Below are 14,086 nucleotides of genomic sequence, written 5' to 3'. Positions count from 1 at the left end.
TAACTAACTCCAAATCTTATGAAATCAGCCCTAGTTTTTATTTTCACTCTATTTATATCAGCTTCTGCTTTGGCACAGGATTATGCCATCCAGCAGCTCGAGGATTCTCCCCGCCATCACGAATGGGTGACGATAGAATCAAATGACCGAACGCTTCACAATTTTGTAGTGTACCCGGAGACTTCTGAGCCTGCTCCTGTGGTTATTGTAATTCATGAAAACCGGGGCTTAAATGACTGGGCTCGCAGTTTCGCAGACCAGCTAGCCGGAAAAGGGTTTATTGCCGTAGCTCCCGATCTTATCTCGAATACGGTTGATGGCATTAAGAAAACCAGTGACTTTGAAACTTCTGATGCCGCTCGTCAGGCTATTTATGGGTTAGAAGCTGACTTCGTTACCAAAGATTTAATGAACGTTCTAGAATACGCCAAAACCATCAAGGCGGGAGATGGAACCTTTGCTGTTGCCGGATTTTGCTGGGGAGGCTCTCAGTCATTTCGTTTCGCTACCAATGCCGGTGATGCTATTGATGCGGCTTTCGTTTTCTATGGAACAGGCCCCGGAGATCAGGAAGCTTACAGCAGCGTTGAAGTTCCGGTTTATGGGTTCTACGGTGGAGACGATCAGCGCGTGAATTCCACCATTGAGTCATCAGAAGAAGCGATGAATTCATTCAACAAAACCTACCAATACGAAATTTACGAGGGCGCCGGCCACGCTTTCATGCGCCGGGGAGATGACCCTGAGGCACCCTCTGACGATCCTAACGTTATGGCACGAAATAAATCGTGGGATCGGTTAGTTTCTATATTGAATGAACTTTAAAACATCAGTTAGAAGCAATACAGGCTGAGTCTTTTTTCGTATTCATTAAAAAAGCGAAATCATTACATTCAGCCTGAATCTAATTTTAATAAACTCTCCCGTTTTGAAAAGCTACGCTATTTTAATTCTGGCTACATCTCTATTTATGGGATGTTCCTTTTCCAAAAAGAAATCAAACGACACGGAAACACCACAAAATTCAGAATCGGTATCTGAGTCTAGCTCTGCTGTGCAGGATTCTGTGTTGGTAACTCAGCCTTATTCCTTAGAAGCTGACACTTCTGAACTAACTTCCTTCTCCGGTCAGTTCAACTATACCGGTAATGAACCCTTTACTGAGGCTGCCTTGTTTGTATCCAATGGAGGCCCCACCTACAGGCTTACTGGTGATGAAACCTTTATGAAGGAAACCTTTGATAGCCTGTCGGGCAAAACCGTTACGGTTTATGGCAAAATGGTAGAATCTGAGACTTCTACTCTTTTGGAAGTCCACTATTATGAATTAATTGAAAATTAAGACCTATGAAGAAATTATTATTACTTCCACTGTTTGTACTAATCTTTTCCACTTCGGGACTTTTGGCTCAGGATGTACAGCTTCCTGAATCCCAGAAAGAGGGAGTCAAAAAAAGCTATCCCATCCACGTAAGTGATAAGCTAAATAATAGTGAGCTTATGCAAAGGTTGAGAGCCAATCCGAGTACTTCTTCAAGCAGAAGTAAATCAATGCTTGTTATTGATGATGAAGGAGACGAAAGGTTTTTCTTCGTGTATGATTTCAACACTGAAAATTTCACACCAGTCGAATTCAGACTCGTCAGAAAGGGTGCCCTTACTCAAATTTGGTTTGAAATTGATGAAATTGATAATGGGCATTTAAACACGGCTGTAGCCGATAGCATGTTCAAGTATCTGGAGGAAAAATCGAATCAGTTTTCCTTCAACCCAAACAAAGGAATTATTGAACTGAGTAACGAATACCTGGGAGATCCTCCCAATTATGACGGAGATGGCGTCGTTGATTTTCTGATTACAGATATTAAAGATGGCTGGAGTCCTGAAACAGGTGGCGGCTATACTGGTGGATTTTTCTATGGCGTGGATCAAAACACGGATCCCGGTGCCGGAGGAAGTTTCCGGTCGAATGAGCGGGATGTTTTGTATATCGATTCTTATCCAGGAATTTCGAATGGGGAAGAAATCAACCCCCTACGCCCTTTAGCAACTCTTTCTCATGAGTACCAGCACCTGATTCATTATAACTACAATAGTGGAGCACAAAGCGAAATAACCTTCATTAACGAAGCGCAGTCTAACTTTGCTTCTTTACTAAGTGGGTATTTTCCGCACTCAAGCTATGGAGGCTATTTAGCGGATACTAATATCCCCCTTTTTCAGTGGAGTTCCGGCAATGACGTTTTGGTCGACTATGGTCGTGCCGCTTCTTTTGCCAGCTATATGTGGGATCAGCTTGGTTTTGAAAATTCCGGATCGCTGACTCAAAATCCGCTAAGTGGAAGAGCCGGTATTACCTCTACATTCACCGGCCTTGACGCACCCTTTACTTTTGAAGAATTCTTGGTGAACTGGAGTATTGCCAATCTTATTAACGACAAGAATATCAGTAGCCTCTATGGATACGATCATCCCTTTTTGACTAATTTAGAGGCCTCGGTAAGATTCAATGAGCCCAATATTGATGAGCAAACTATTAAAGTTGAAAATGGAGCGAGTCAATACATTGGGTTTCAGCAGGTTAAGAATCTCGAAATCTCTATCTCATCCGCAAACACTGGCGTTAGTGAAATCAGGATTGTTACGAATTTAGCCGGCGATGTGGAAGTGAACACACTGAGCAGCGGCTCCACATTCACAACACCAGCAGAGCAATCATACGATCAGGTCTATATCGTTTTGGTAAACACCTCCACTACAGAAAACGAGCCTTTAGAGTTTACCGTCTCTGCTAATGGAGAACAGTCTTACAACCTGACTACCGTCAGCACCTTTGAGGAAAATATTAAGTTTTACTGGCCGGTACCGTACGAGAATGATTCAGGTGTTGGAAGGTTAGGGTTCAGTAATCAATACACCATCGATTCTGATGCTTTGATCCACTCTCTGGAACTTTATATAACTTCCGGCCAAGGCGCCGATGGTGAACAAATTGGAGTGAAAGGAAATGGAACCCTTCGCCTTGCAGCGTACACCGATCAAAATGGGGAACCTGGAGAAGTCATTGCTGCCGATTCTATCGACTTTTCACAAATAGGTTCCGGATGGCAGACGTTTAATGTCACAGATTGGGACGTGGTACTCGAACAAGGCACTAACATTCATATTGTGTATGAAATTATTGTTCCCACTTTAGACCGGGATGTGAACTCTATCCCACTTCGTTTGGATGATGGAACCGGTGTACAAAATGTAACCCATGTTGTAACCGGACCGGATGAATTTGCAGATATGTTTAACGATACCGATACCAATGGCCAACATGGAGTATGGAACCGGCTTATTCTTGCTGATGCGGTTATCACTGACACAGAAGAACTAGGATTTACTCAACCTGAAAGCTTTCAGCTTAGCCAAAACTACCCGAATCCATTTAACCCAACTACGAATATTGACTTCGCACTTCCACAAGCTATGGATGTCGAAATCCAGGTATATAATGCGCTTGGACAAGAGGTAGCAACTTTGGTCAATTCCTCCATGCCGGCCGGAAGTCATTCTGTAACCTGGAATGCTCAGGACATGGCATCCGGACTCTATATTTATAGATTAGTAGCCGGAGACTTCACTCAAACCAAAAAGATGGTGTTGATGAAATAAATATTTATTTACCTCTTTATTCTTTTCAAAAGCTCGGCCAAATAACCGAGCTTTTTTTGTTATCTGATTTATGTAATAAAGCAGAATTCTATTTAACTTTGATTCGATAATGAATGCCCGAGTGGCGGAATTGGTAGACGCGTGCGCTTCAGGTGCGTATGTCTTCGGACGTGGAGGTTCAAGTCCTCTCTCGGGTACTTAATTTAATGTAAGTATAGTAAAAACAAGAGCTGAAAAATCTTGTTACCAACTGTGTTACCACAAATAAGGTGCTTTTCAGCTTTTTGAGTGGTTAAGGCAAAAAATAATATGTTTTGTTGAACTGCCACTTTTACCACTTACACCACTTTTTGATATGAAATTGATCAGGTGGTTTATATCACCTGTCAATAATGCCTATATTGATGGTGTGGTGCTATCAAACAATAGGTAGTTTATTTCGAGAGCCAGTTTCCTTTGTGGTGAAGGAACTGGCTCCTTTTTTTTGATCATAACCCTCTTTTCTCAAAAATAGCCCTAAAGCCTCAGAAACGGCTTTCATATTTCAATTGTGAGGCTTTCTCTCTTCCTGGTTAATGGTATGGCATTCATAAAAAAACCCCTCAGCTACTAACTGAGAGGCTTAACCGGATGAAATAAAATGATCAAAGATTGGATAATAAGTTATCAGTGCTTTTGGCTAGCTTCCTAATTCGCTTCCTGAATGCTATGGATTCTTTTGTATAGAGGCCATGCTTAAAAGCGTTCTGGTTTCCTTTAGGCGCTCCAACACCCTCAGCACCCCCATGCAATCTACAACGTCCGTTTCTCTTTGTGCCTGGTCGCTTACAGGGAGTACCGGATCTAGTCTTAGCTCCACATTTTGGGAGTTTATCAAAAGGGTTTCCCGATTCATGGGGTTGTTCTTCCATTTATAACTAATCCCCCTCCCCCTTACCGTTGAAGGTTCCTATAGCAGCTTTACCACCTTCATGCACGTGAACATGCTTTACAATTACTTCCTGCTTTCCTTTCTTTCTGTGATTAGCTAAAGCATTAACTAATTTAGATGAACTGCCACTAAGTTTATTCACTGCATTGATATAGGTTTTCTGAGCTTCTAAGAATCCTTCTTTTTTATTTGAGTCCACTGAGGCTAATGATTTTAGCATAGCATTGTGAACGCCAATGATCTGCATAGTTAGCATAGCCTCAATTGGATCCTCTGGACTGCAAGCATCCATTTGAGCCATTATCATATTAAATTGACGGTCTGTTTCCCCTTCATTGCTTCCATGCCTGATTAGGCAACTCATCTGTTCTTTGATTATCTCAGAGGATAATTCAATTGAAGCATTCTCAGAAAGCCCGAACATCTTTAATAGCTTACTAAAACCATCCTCTTGATTGATTTTCATGCTACCATCTTCACCTTTAAGAAACTGAAGGGGCTTTTTTTCTTTCTTTGCTACGTTGGACATATTAGTATTGGTTTAAATGAGTTCTCTTAGTTTTTATAGTCTATTTTTCAGTGTTGTTCTGCTCGATACTGGGTATAAGCTTTATAAATCTTTCTATTAAGCGCACTCTTTTCTTTTTTTCCATGTATCATTGAATAGAAGGCATAGCAAAGATTCAACTGGTCACCAAATAACCCATAGGTAAGACCATCTTCATCTCTGGCATCCCTAACATCACTGAAGCCATACAATACGGGTTTTCCATTCTCTCCCTTGTAGAAGTTAAATAAGCCCGGATGAAAGTTTGAATAGCTATTCCGGTGAAGGTACCCGATAACATCACACATGGATTCAAATATTTCCATCTTCTTACGCAAATCTATTTTGTGAAACTTTTCGTGGTAAATACTACCATCCGGAAAGTCCATGACGATATAATTCTCAGTATAATCATAGCAGGTAGGAAGGCCGGGATGTTTAAGGGAGCTTAGAATTGAAATTTCTATTTCAAATTCCTGTCTATTAAAATCCTTGGGCACTTTTAGTAAATAGTCTTTAGAATCCCCATCTTTGCGTACCCTATGATATTCTCCCTCCATGCCTGGAGATGTCGAGATTCCATGTTTCTTTTTTTGCACGCTCCATTTCCCAAAGTTATCCATCATTTAAACCTTTCAAATTAGTCGTCAGTTTTAGTTTTTGTAAGTTATGCTTCGGATTAAATGAGTGGCTTTAGCTGTGATAATCTGTTTTTCAGTCCGTTAGAAACGGTATCTGAAGAAACCTTTTCCTTTATTCGTTCAAAGTCACCTACCATGGTTAAATGGTACAGGGCATCAATTTTTAAGCTTCTCTGCTTCAGTGGCAGGCATTGTTTTGAAAGCTCGGTTCCTTCATTCATAACCTTACCGGAAAAATGATTTTCAAAGTGTTCAAGTAGAAAATCAAATATCTGGTCGTTCTCCCAGCCTTCAGATTTAAGCGCTGTAACATCTACACTGGAACGTTTTGTTAATGTTAATGGAGCATCCTTTTCATAATTCAAAAGAAGCCTGATAATTTCGGCTTTCGTTTCTTGGCCGTGCATACTGGTTAAGGTTACAAAGACAAAGGGGAACCCAAAGCCTGTTACGTAGTCATAATGTCGATATGTAAATAAGTCTGTATTCATTTTTTTAATTTTTGAGTGATTGTTTCTAGTAATTATATCGGTTTTAGATTTTTAAGGAATTTTTCTTACTTCGATTTATAACACTCAATACTTTTGGACTTAATTTTCTCTCAAAGAATAGTTCATTTCAAACATGTGAGTTTGGTTGATGCTGAATTGAAGCAAGGTATAATTTACCACCGACCAGCTTCTCTTCTTTTTTTAACTGTTCTACCAGCCTAAAGAAAGCTATTGATACTGCGTCTTCAGCCTCTCCGGGCTTACCGGAATATGTCGGTAGCTCTTGTTTAAGTAAGGAACCAAATCGATCCGTATAAACCCCATCATATCCACCGCAACCAATGCCACCAACAACTATTTGACCTTTTTCAGGATCGAAGGCATGTCGATTGTCTTCTTTGCTATTGTTTAGCCTCCAAAGCTCTGGCTTTCCCTCCTGGTTAAAACCAATTGTGTTGATATTGTAGAGAACCTCTGGCTCGAAATTGTGTTTATCCTTCATTTGCTTTAGAAATTCATCTACAGTTTCCTTTAAAACTAATCCTGTGATTTTTGCGACCTCTTCTGGATACTTGGCGCCAGCTTCTTCCAACCTTTTCATAATGATAGGCTTGACTGAATGCATATTACCAAGCCAAAGCATTCCAACCTGAGAATTGACTTGGATTATTTTATTGTTGTTTGTGCTAGTGATTTCGTTATTGAAAAAAGCAGCCCCATCTGAGGCAAGCAATATTTTATCTGGAAGGCAGGCGTATGCTATTACTGACATAATTATTCTTAGGTTTCTCTGGTTACAATTTCTAATTCTGCTTTTGAGCCATCAGGAAGCTTGCAATACAAGTTGCCGTTCTTAATGCCCATAAATTCTATCGTATTTGATTTAACTCCCTTTCCCCCGGTGGTCATATCCAAGTAGCTGATGGGAGACTCATAAGCTATCATGCCATTATTTCCCAACAAGGTTTGAGGTTTGTATGTAATGACTTCAACATTGTCGATATAAGTCAATAGGATGTCTGTTGAATCTTGAGAGGCTCCTAAGTCAAATCTTAAATGATGCGTTGAGGCATCTTCTGGAACAACAAAAGTACATGACACTGTATGCCACACACCCCGATCACCAATATCATCACCATCCGGAACGGTTACATTTTGTTGAGTGAGAAGATAGGTATCATTAAAAATATCTATGGTAGCCAAAACAGATTCTATGCTCCCCCACGCTCCTTTATAAAGCTTAAATACAACTTCAGGCACTCTATCAAACGGATCAGAGCTTAACTTTGCCCTAGCCCTTACCGTTACTGTTTTTCCCTGATAGCTACTAAGGTCAAACTCTTGATAGAATCTCTTAAACAGGTAGTAGTCTGCACCTACAGTCCCTCGGTTAATTCTCAAGCTATACGTTCCTGAATGTGACTCACTGCTTCTGTCAAAGCTTCCGGTTCCAGACCCACCAAGCGGATCAACCCAATCATAGGTTCCAGATGTATCTACCTGTGGGTTGCCTGTTTCAAAATCAGCATTTCCAATAATTCCAGACTCAATTGTCTCTACTGTGTCAGGGATTGAGGCTGTAAAATCACCAAACCTGATAGCTTTAAAAGAATCCTTAGTAATCCAAATTTCTTTATCGCCTGAATCAATATTAAGCCCCCCAACATTCAGTTGGTAATGATCAGGAGTAAAAATGATTTGCTTTGAATCAATATGGTTTGTGTGTCTTTTCATATTTCTATTTTTACATCTAATGATTTTAAATTGAACTTAGAGAGCAAAAACCCGGCACCCGGCCAGTGCTTTCACTCAGTAAGTATTGCCTATGCGGTTTCACCAAATAAACGTCTTGAAAGTTTTTGAGTTCTTGGCTCTAATTTTCCGAAATCCTGCTGCAGCTCAAAATAATCTGAGATCTTTTCTTTGTCTTTCGGGAATACTTCTGAAGCCTCTGCCAAAACCTTAAACTTGGGGTTATCAGAAATAACAGAAGCTTTATAAATAGCTCTCTTTGTTTCCTCACTTGGATCTGTTTTCAGCATCCGTATCAAGTCCTCATCGCTGCTATTTGCGAAGGATTGAACAGCCTGATCAAAGGCAATAGGATTGCTTACTTCACTACCGGAATAAACTCGCTTACCAAGTGATTTAATACCGTTGTTAATGATATTGGCTTTCTGTTCCTGAAGCTTTTTATACTCTCGATCTCTTTCTAATTCAAGCTCATTAACTCGCCTGTTCTTAGCGCCCTCTGTTAAGTCTGAACTTTCCTTTACTTCTTTAGTTTGGTTCCGGTAATCTTCACCACTTTTATTAAGTGCTGCGTTCTGTTCTGAAATGCTTTCTCTAATCTGATTGAGTGTTGACATGGTTAGTCCTCTTTTTTTTCCTCTTTAAGTGTTACTTTTATTTCAACTTTAGTGTCTTTACGGCCTTCGTAAAGCCTGGATAGTCTCGCCCGGTCTGGACTGTTAGGGATGATCAAAGGGCTATTAAGAACCCGTCTTAATTCTGTCTCGGTGGTAATCACTTCTTTGCTCATGGTTTTATTTGTTTAGTTATTGTTTCAGTGATTTGATTATTGTAAACGCTACAAAATTGCTTATTCGTGGTAACATTGTTGGTAACAAAATTAAATTTCTATTGTTTTTATTGAATTTATAAAAATTATTGTGCTCGTTGAACGACTCAAACACTCAAATCATCCCATTCTTTTGGATACCCTCTCGAGTCGAAAACCTCTTCAGTCCAGGGGTTCCATCCGTATGGTGAAAAATCTCTCAGATCATATTGAATCAAATAATCTGCAATATCATATCCCGAATGCCTCTCAGATGCTTTTGTTTCCAGTAAAGTGGATACCTTAATTGAGGCCACATCCTTCAACTCTTCAGCCTTTACCTTCCATTGATCATAAACCCCGATATCTGGAAACAATGTGATTGATCTTCCTGCCAAAGGCTTCATTTTATATTCACTGATCCCATGAAGCTGGCCTGAAGCAATCCAATGGAACTGAGGCAGATATTGAGAGGCAATAAGAGCTGTTTTCTCACTTTCTACAATGGCTACTGGTTTGGTATCATCTACAATGTGAAGGCCGTAAAAACATTGAACAAGCTCAAAGGTTTCCAGGTGGCCGGTTCTCTTTAATTTGCTATGTATCCAGTCCTGAGTATAGCCTGTTTTCAATCTGTGGCCATCTTCAGAATATGCCATCATTTTGCCTGATCGCACCTTTCCAGCTTCATCAATCTGCCAGAATATTGCCCAGCCATCTTTGGAAGTACCTACTTTATAAAGCTCAGCAACTGAAGAGGCGATTTCCCAACTCCAGCCTGGAAGAGAGGCCATCCAAGATAAAAGTGTGTTGGCTTCATAATTGCCCTGAGAATGCTTCAAATACTTATCTGGCAATGTACTGGCTTTAGGTGCTTTGGTTGGCTCAGATCTACTGTAAAGCATGTTAGTAAGCTCAATTCCATCTGCTTGGCGTGGTGGTTTGTGATAGCCACAACTTTGCTCTCTGTCGCACCTTCCAACATCATCTGGAAGATAGCTTCCATTATCTTGGTCAACGTATCTCACAAATCTTTTGCACTCACATGCTGGACATCGGAACTTCTTTGAGCTTGGATCTAATTGATATCTGTATTCTTTAGTGAGCATGGCCATTCACCTGGTGTTTTTTGATATGAATAACCTTTCCAACATTCTTGGTACTAGTGAAAAGCCCTAAGGTATCGCAGCGCTTAAGCATGTTCTTTTTGGAGAGTGGTTTCAATCCTTCACTAAAGCACCATTCACGGTAAGACTGATAGACTGGTTTAGCCTGTGTCCAGCTTTCCGGATCTGCTTTATAGCCTAAATCATCCATAAATAAAGCCACTGAGTCAGATTCTTTTCTGAAGTCCTTTAAAACTTGATCTGAAGCCTCACAATGTGAAAAGCCTTCCTGTTCAATCAGTCTATTCAGGCCAGCCAGCACCCAATTAAATACACCCGGCAGCTCATTGGATATGATTTTCTCAGCCAGCTTGGGATCTCTTCTCTCAGGCTCAATGTATTGATCAAAGGGAATGATTAGGAAGCGCTCAAAGAAAGCGTCTGTATGCTCAACATCAGCAGGAAGTTTATTTGTGTTAAAGGCAAATTTACATACGTTCCTCAGTATAAATGGCTCTTTGTATGGAAGTCTTGCCTCAATCGGTTCACCTGAAGCAAGCTGTTTAAAGGTATTACTTTGAAGCTTATCACCTACATCTGAAGCCCAATTAATCAACTTATTTACTAATTTGGCTCGGGTATAATTTGTATCGTCAGTTAGGTTCTGAAGGCCATAGAAACTGATATTATTCTCTCCCAGCATAGCCTTTATGATGTCAAACATCACGCTTTTTCCGTTCCTACCAGATCCATAAAGAAAGAGAACTTTTTCAAGTTTCAGATTTCTTAGAAAAATATACCCCATAAACTCAGCCAATACAGTTTGGCTCTCCTGATCTGGTAACACTTCAGAAAGGTATCTCTCAAAAAGTGGTGCTGAAGCCTCCGGGGTGTATTTAAAAGGAAGCTGGTAAGTCATAAAATCATCTGGATCAAACTCCCTCAGATTCTGTCCTTTAGGGGTTATCTCAAAGGTTCCGTTTTGAAGGTTAACTAATGCAGTGTTTCCATCAATTTCAGGCTCCGGAAGGTGCGCTGAAGATTCAAACTGTTTGAACAGCTTATCCTTAAACTCGTAATACCTGGAGTCGAATTTCGGAACTCCCATCTTCTCGGCTACATTTCCTAAGAATGCTGCCAACTCTTCTTTATTAAGTACATGCCAATATTCGCCGTTATAGACGTAATAATCTGCTAATCTTTGGCATAGATCCCATTCATTAGCCCTTGCAACCTCTAAAAGCTTTTCTATGGTTATAATCAGATAATGCTTCTGATAAAGCTTAAATGAGTCCAGCTTTTTTTGAATCTCACTTAATTCATCAGGATCATGAATATCTTTTTGCTTGGCTCTGAGTTTTTCAACTTTAGGATATGCTTCTTTATCAAAGTCTATTTCTTCAACTTGTGCCAATAAGTTTTTAAGTACAAAAGAAGCATCTTTCTGAACCGGCTTTGGGCTAGCCAGTCTTTGGGCTTCATCAATTATTTCATCTGGTGATATCATTATTTGAGTAGTTTATTTCGATTGTTATTTAAGAGGGCTTTATGTGGTGATCCTCTAAAAATTCCATGATTCCCTTACGTGGGTAAAGAATTTTTCTACCATGTTTTGAATATGGGATTTGGTTAGAATCCCGCATGTGCTGAATGGTTCTTGAACTCCACCCGGTAAGGTCGATCAACTCTTCTTTTGTTAGCCAGGGCTTTGCTGTGGCTTCCTTCACCAACTCAGGAAGAGATTCATTTACTTTCTTGTCAAAGAGCTTACTAAACACCTTCTCTAAGGCGCTTTCGGTTGTTACAATTACTGTATTATCTGTGTTAATATTATCTTCCATTTCTTGATGCGATATATTTAAAGTGGCAGCCTGTATAAGGCATATTTATATGGCAAAGTGTTAAGCACTTATGCTGCGTGCTCTTGCCTGCTGCGTGCCCACTCATCAAGATCTGATTCAAAATATCCAACTGTTCTTGGTCCCAAATCTATCTTATTAGGAAAATCTGGATCTTTCATTCTCCTGTAAAAAGAGGCTAAAGATATATTCAGCTTATCTGCTGCTTCTTGAGGTCTTAAAATTCTATCATTTTGAGTACGGCTTTCTTCGTTCATATCTAGTTCTTTTGTTCTGATTAATGACATCAATAGAAAGCTATGGATAGACATTGAGAAACTTGGCTTAAAATATTAAAGCCGACCTCCTTACCCTTTAGAACATACTATACTCTTTAAAAAGTGGTGAAAGTGGTAAAAGTGGTGGTATGAGAAAACATTTATTTTTTGATAAAAAGAAACCCCGGCTATTGTACCGGGGATTTAGATTAAGCTTCTAACTTTCTCAGTTTTTTGATTTCGAATGTGTAATCCTGAATGCGTTCAAATGAATCATTGTGAAGAAACTCCATTAACTCTTCCTTTTTGGCCTCAAGGCTTTCAATGGTTCTTTTGTGATCTGGCTCCATCGGGGTGTAAGTCTTCATGAGGTCAATAGATTCACCCATTGTGTAGAGCAAATTATGCACATAACAGATTGCTCCAGCGCTCATGCTGCGGATGCAGTCTTCTATATTTAACCCTCTTTCATCAAGTATGGAATCAAATACCACTATTTTAACGACTTCCATTTTATTCCAAACTGAAGTGCTAAATACTGTTTTGTCTTCCAGTATTGGGGGGATGATTTCTTCCAGGAAATTATCGAATTCAGTTTCACTCATTTCATTAGAAAGTGATTTTAAGCCCTCTACAAATGAATTAAGGTCTTCTTTTACTTGCTGTAACTTTTTTGGTGCTTTTTCTTTAGTTTCCATTGTTAATCTACTTTTTTAGGTTAATGATGAAGCCTCAGGATATGTTTTGCGACTGGCCTGGGGCTTCTGTTTTTGTTAGTATTATTATCTTGATTGAACAAGTTCTTTCAATTCTTTGTCAGCATCATATTCACTGAGTGAATCCAGATATTGCTCTGTAGTGGCTCTCTTACTGTGAGCTAATGCCTTACCTATAAAATCAAGGCTCAATCCTTTAGCCTTTGCCCAGCGTGCGAATGAATGCCGGGATATGTGAAAACTGATATTTGTATCTATTCCAGCCATCTTTTGAAGATCCTTTAGCTTTCTGTTTACAATTACATTCTGAGAGTTAGCCTTTTTCTTATAACCGGAAACAGTCATATTCATATCAGGAAGTATTGGGAAAATGAAGTCCTTATCTTTATTTGATTCATCTTCGTAATGGCTCAGGATCTGCTTTGCTGGTTCTGTGAGAAGTATATCCTTTGCTCTTCGGGTCTTTCCCATTGTATAGGTCAACCTGCCATCTTTGATATTTTCCCATTTCAAGTGAGCTAAATCTGTAAACCTGATTCCAGCATTCCAGAAAGAAAACATGAAGTAGTTTTTTACATGCCAAAGCTGTGAGCCTTCATCCAATTCAAGCGCCTCAATGTTCTGAATTTGCTCAATAGATAAGGCTTTTTTCTTTGTTGTTACTTCTTTTGTTTGTTCATAAATAGAATGATCGAAAGGATTTTCTTCAATTATACCCTCTCTGTGAGCTTGCTTAAATACGGCCTTTAGCTTCACCATATTGCTGGCTATTGTGTTGGGATGATTGCCCTTTTCAATGGTTCCATCTTCCTGCTTCTTATCTTTAGCCAGCCATGTTTGAAAATCATTCAACATGTAAGGTGTTACTTCATCAAAAGAAACATCTCCAGCATAATCTTTGAACTTATTCGCTGAAGTCCTGGTCTGTTTATAGGGATTAAATTTTCCATCATCCTTTAGCTTCTCTGAATATTGATAAGCATACCCATGTACTTTGATTGAGCTGGCCTCATCAGTTTCATTGAGTTTTTCCACAATCTCTTTTCTGCCAATACCTTCATTCTCATCAATAATCCTGTTTATCTCATTCCAGATTTGAAATATTTTGTTATTCCAGGCATCAGCTGAAGGATGATCTTTGATCCAGTTCCGTTTGGTATAATTACCTTTTTTATTCCAGCTCTTTGCCTCAATGTAAATCTCAGTAGAATAGAGTGAGTAAGATCTGTTTTGAGTGATCCTTAAATAAACAGGATAAAGGCCATCGGCTGTTTTTCTTCTCTTCAGTAGGTAAGGCGTGATAGTGGTTTTCATGTGG

General features: G+C 39.6%; 16 protein-coding genes and 1 tRNA gene. 4 read left to right on the top strand and 13 right to left on the bottom strand.

Going from position 1 to position 14,086, the window contains the following annotated elements:
* The first annotated feature begins 18 nt into the window (after positions 1-18).
* The 4 genes from CL667_07605 to CL667_07590 all read left to right on the top strand — a co-directional run bounded on the left by CL667_07605 (position 19) and on the right by CL667_07590 (position 3,857).
* On the top strand, positions 19-825 hold the full coding sequence (locus tag CL667_07605; protein ID MAL17561.1) for a carboxymethylenebutenolidase: 807 nt from the start codon (positions 19-21) through the stop codon (positions 823-825).
* 145 nt (positions 826-970) lie between these two features.
* Positions 971-1,342 (top strand): hypothetical protein, encoded by a 372-nt coding sequence (locus tag CL667_07600; GenBank protein ID MAL17560.1) that lies wholly within the window; start codon positions 971-973, stop codon positions 1,340-1,342.
* 5 nt (positions 1,343-1,347) lie between these two features.
* Positions 1,348-3,660 carry a hypothetical protein gene (locus tag CL667_07595; GenBank protein MAL17559.1) on the top strand — a complete coding sequence of 771 codons (2,313 nt, stop codon included), beginning with the start codon at positions 1,348-1,350 and terminating at the stop codon, positions 3,658-3,660.
* A 115-nt stretch (positions 3,661-3,775) separates the two neighbouring features.
* Positions 3,776-3,857, top strand: a tRNA-Leu gene (locus CL667_07590).
* Positions 3,858-4,304: 447 nt separating this feature from the next.
* Here the strand turns inward: CL667_07590 and CL667_07585 are convergent.
* From CL667_07585 to CL667_07525, 13 genes are all read right to left on the bottom strand, one after another.
* Positions 4,305-4,571: a hypothetical protein gene (locus tag CL667_07585; GenBank protein ID MAL17558.1), complete on the bottom strand. Its 267-nt coding sequence runs from the start codon at positions 4,569-4,571 to the stop codon at positions 4,305-4,307.
* Between the two features lie 6 nt (positions 4,572-4,577).
* A complete protein-coding gene (locus CL667_07580; GenBank protein ID MAL17557.1) occupies positions 4,578-5,120 on the bottom strand; it encodes a hypothetical protein in 543 nt (180 codons plus the stop codon).
* 47 nt (positions 5,121-5,167) lie between these two features.
* On the bottom strand, positions 5,168-5,764 hold the full coding sequence (locus CL667_07575) for a hypothetical protein (protein MAL17556.1): 597 nt from the start codon (positions 5,762-5,764) through the stop codon (positions 5,168-5,170).
* Positions 5,765-5,817: 53 nt separating this feature from the next.
* Positions 5,818-6,270 carry a hypothetical protein gene (locus CL667_07570; GenBank protein MAL17555.1) on the bottom strand — a complete coding sequence of 151 codons (453 nt, stop codon included), beginning with the start codon at positions 6,268-6,270 and terminating at the stop codon, positions 5,818-5,820.
* 127 nt (positions 6,271-6,397) lie between these two features.
* Entirely contained in the window at positions 6,398-7,042 is a 645-nt protein-coding gene (locus tag CL667_07565; protein MAL17554.1) for a hypothetical protein, read from the bottom strand.
* An 8-nt stretch (positions 7,043-7,050) separates the two neighbouring features.
* Positions 7,051-8,004: a hypothetical protein gene (locus CL667_07560; protein MAL17553.1), complete on the bottom strand. Its 954-nt coding sequence runs from the start codon at positions 8,002-8,004 to the stop codon at positions 7,051-7,053.
* Between the two features lie 89 nt (positions 8,005-8,093).
* Positions 8,094-8,639 carry a hypothetical protein gene (locus tag CL667_07555; protein MAL17552.1) on the bottom strand — a complete coding sequence of 182 codons (546 nt, stop codon included), beginning with the start codon at positions 8,637-8,639 and terminating at the stop codon, positions 8,094-8,096.
* A 319-nt stretch (positions 8,640-8,958) separates the two neighbouring features.
* A complete protein-coding gene (locus CL667_07550) occupies positions 8,959-9,945 on the bottom strand; it encodes a hypothetical protein (protein MAL17551.1) in 987 nt (328 codons plus the stop codon).
* The gene (locus tag CL667_07545; protein ID MAL17550.1) at positions 9,929-11,443 is read right to left on the bottom strand and encodes a DNA primase; all 1,515 of its coding nucleotides are present in this window, start codon (positions 11,441-11,443) and stop codon (positions 9,929-9,931) included. The genes CL667_07550 and CL667_07545 overlap by 17 nt, the downstream gene beginning before the upstream one ends.
* Before the next feature lie 28 nt (positions 11,444-11,471).
* Positions 11,472-11,777, bottom strand: coding sequence for a hypothetical protein (locus CL667_07540; protein MAL17549.1), 306 nt, complete (start codon positions 11,775-11,777; stop codon positions 11,472-11,474).
* Positions 11,778-11,845: 68 nt separating this feature from the next.
* On the bottom strand, positions 11,846-12,106 hold the full coding sequence (locus tag CL667_07535) for a hypothetical protein (protein ID MAL17548.1): 261 nt from the start codon (positions 12,104-12,106) through the stop codon (positions 11,846-11,848).
* 155 nt (positions 12,107-12,261) lie between these two features.
* Positions 12,262-12,750 carry a hypothetical protein gene (locus CL667_07530; GenBank protein ID MAL17547.1) on the bottom strand — a complete coding sequence of 163 codons (489 nt, stop codon included), beginning with the start codon at positions 12,748-12,750 and terminating at the stop codon, positions 12,262-12,264.
* Positions 12,751-12,834: 84 nt separating this feature from the next.
* A complete protein-coding gene (locus tag CL667_07525; GenBank protein ID MAL17546.1) occupies positions 12,835-14,082 on the bottom strand; it encodes a hypothetical protein in 1,248 nt (415 codons plus the stop codon).
* Positions 14,083-14,086 lie beyond the last annotated feature (4 nt).

Source organism: Balneola sp., assembly GCA_002694685.1.
Lineage (GTDB): Bacteria > Bacteroidota > Rhodothermia > Balneolales > Balneolaceae > Gracilimonas.
This window is presented reverse-complemented; position numbering and strand designations above follow the sequence as displayed.

Bases quoted from the DNA above. Each gene is read 5' to 3' on its own strand.
- CL667_07550 (MAL17551.1), bottom strand. From the start codon at position 9,945: ATGGCCATGCTCACTAAAGAATACAGATATCAATTAGATCCAAGCTCA.
- CL667_07600 (MAL17560.1), top strand. From the start codon at position 971: ATGGGATGTTCCTTTTCCAAAAAGAAATCAAACGACACGGAAACACCA.
- CL667_07580 (MAL17557.1), bottom strand. From the start codon at position 5,120: ATGTCCAACGTAGCAAAGAAAGAAAAAAAGCCCCTTCAGTTTCTTAAA.
- CL667_07565 (MAL17554.1), bottom strand. From the start codon at position 7,042: ATGTCAGTAATAGCATACGCCTGCCTTCCAGATAAAATATTGCTTGCC.
- CL667_07575 (MAL17556.1), bottom strand. From the start codon at position 5,764: ATGATGGATAACTTTGGGAAATGGAGCGTGCAAAAAAAGAAACATGGA.
- CL667_07585 (MAL17558.1), bottom strand. From the start codon at position 4,571: ATGGAAGAACAACCCCATGAATCGGGAAACCCTTTTGATAAACTCCCA.
- CL667_07595 (MAL17559.1), top strand. From the start codon at position 1,348: ATGAAGAAATTATTATTACTTCCACTGTTTGTACTAATCTTTTCCACT.
- CL667_07555 (MAL17552.1), bottom strand. From the start codon at position 8,639: ATGTCAACACTCAATCAGATTAGAGAAAGCATTTCAGAACAGAACGCA.
- CL667_07535 (MAL17548.1), bottom strand. From the start codon at position 12,106: ATGTCTATCCATAGCTTTCTATTGATGTCATTAATCAGAACAAAAGAA.
- CL667_07530 (MAL17547.1), bottom strand. From the start codon at position 12,750: ATGGAAACTAAAGAAAAAGCACCAAAAAAGTTACAGCAAGTAAAAGAA.
- CL667_07540 (MAL17549.1), bottom strand. From the start codon at position 11,777: ATGGAAGATAATATTAACACAGATAATACAGTAATTGTAACAACCGAA.
- CL667_07560 (MAL17553.1), bottom strand. From the start codon at position 8,004: ATGAAAAGACACACAAACCATATTGATTCAAAGCAAATCATTTTTACT.
- CL667_07605 (MAL17561.1), top strand. From the start codon at position 19: ATGAAATCAGCCCTAGTTTTTATTTTCACTCTATTTATATCAGCTTCT.
- CL667_07545 (MAL17550.1), bottom strand. From the start codon at position 11,443: ATGATATCACCAGATGAAATAATTGATGAAGCCCAAAGACTGGCTAGC.
- CL667_07570 (MAL17555.1), bottom strand. From the start codon at position 6,270: ATGAATACAGACTTATTTACATATCGACATTATGACTACGTAACAGGC.
- CL667_07525 (MAL17546.1), bottom strand. From the start codon at position 14,082: ATGAAAACCACTATCACGCCTTACCTACTGAAGAGAAGAAAAACAGCC.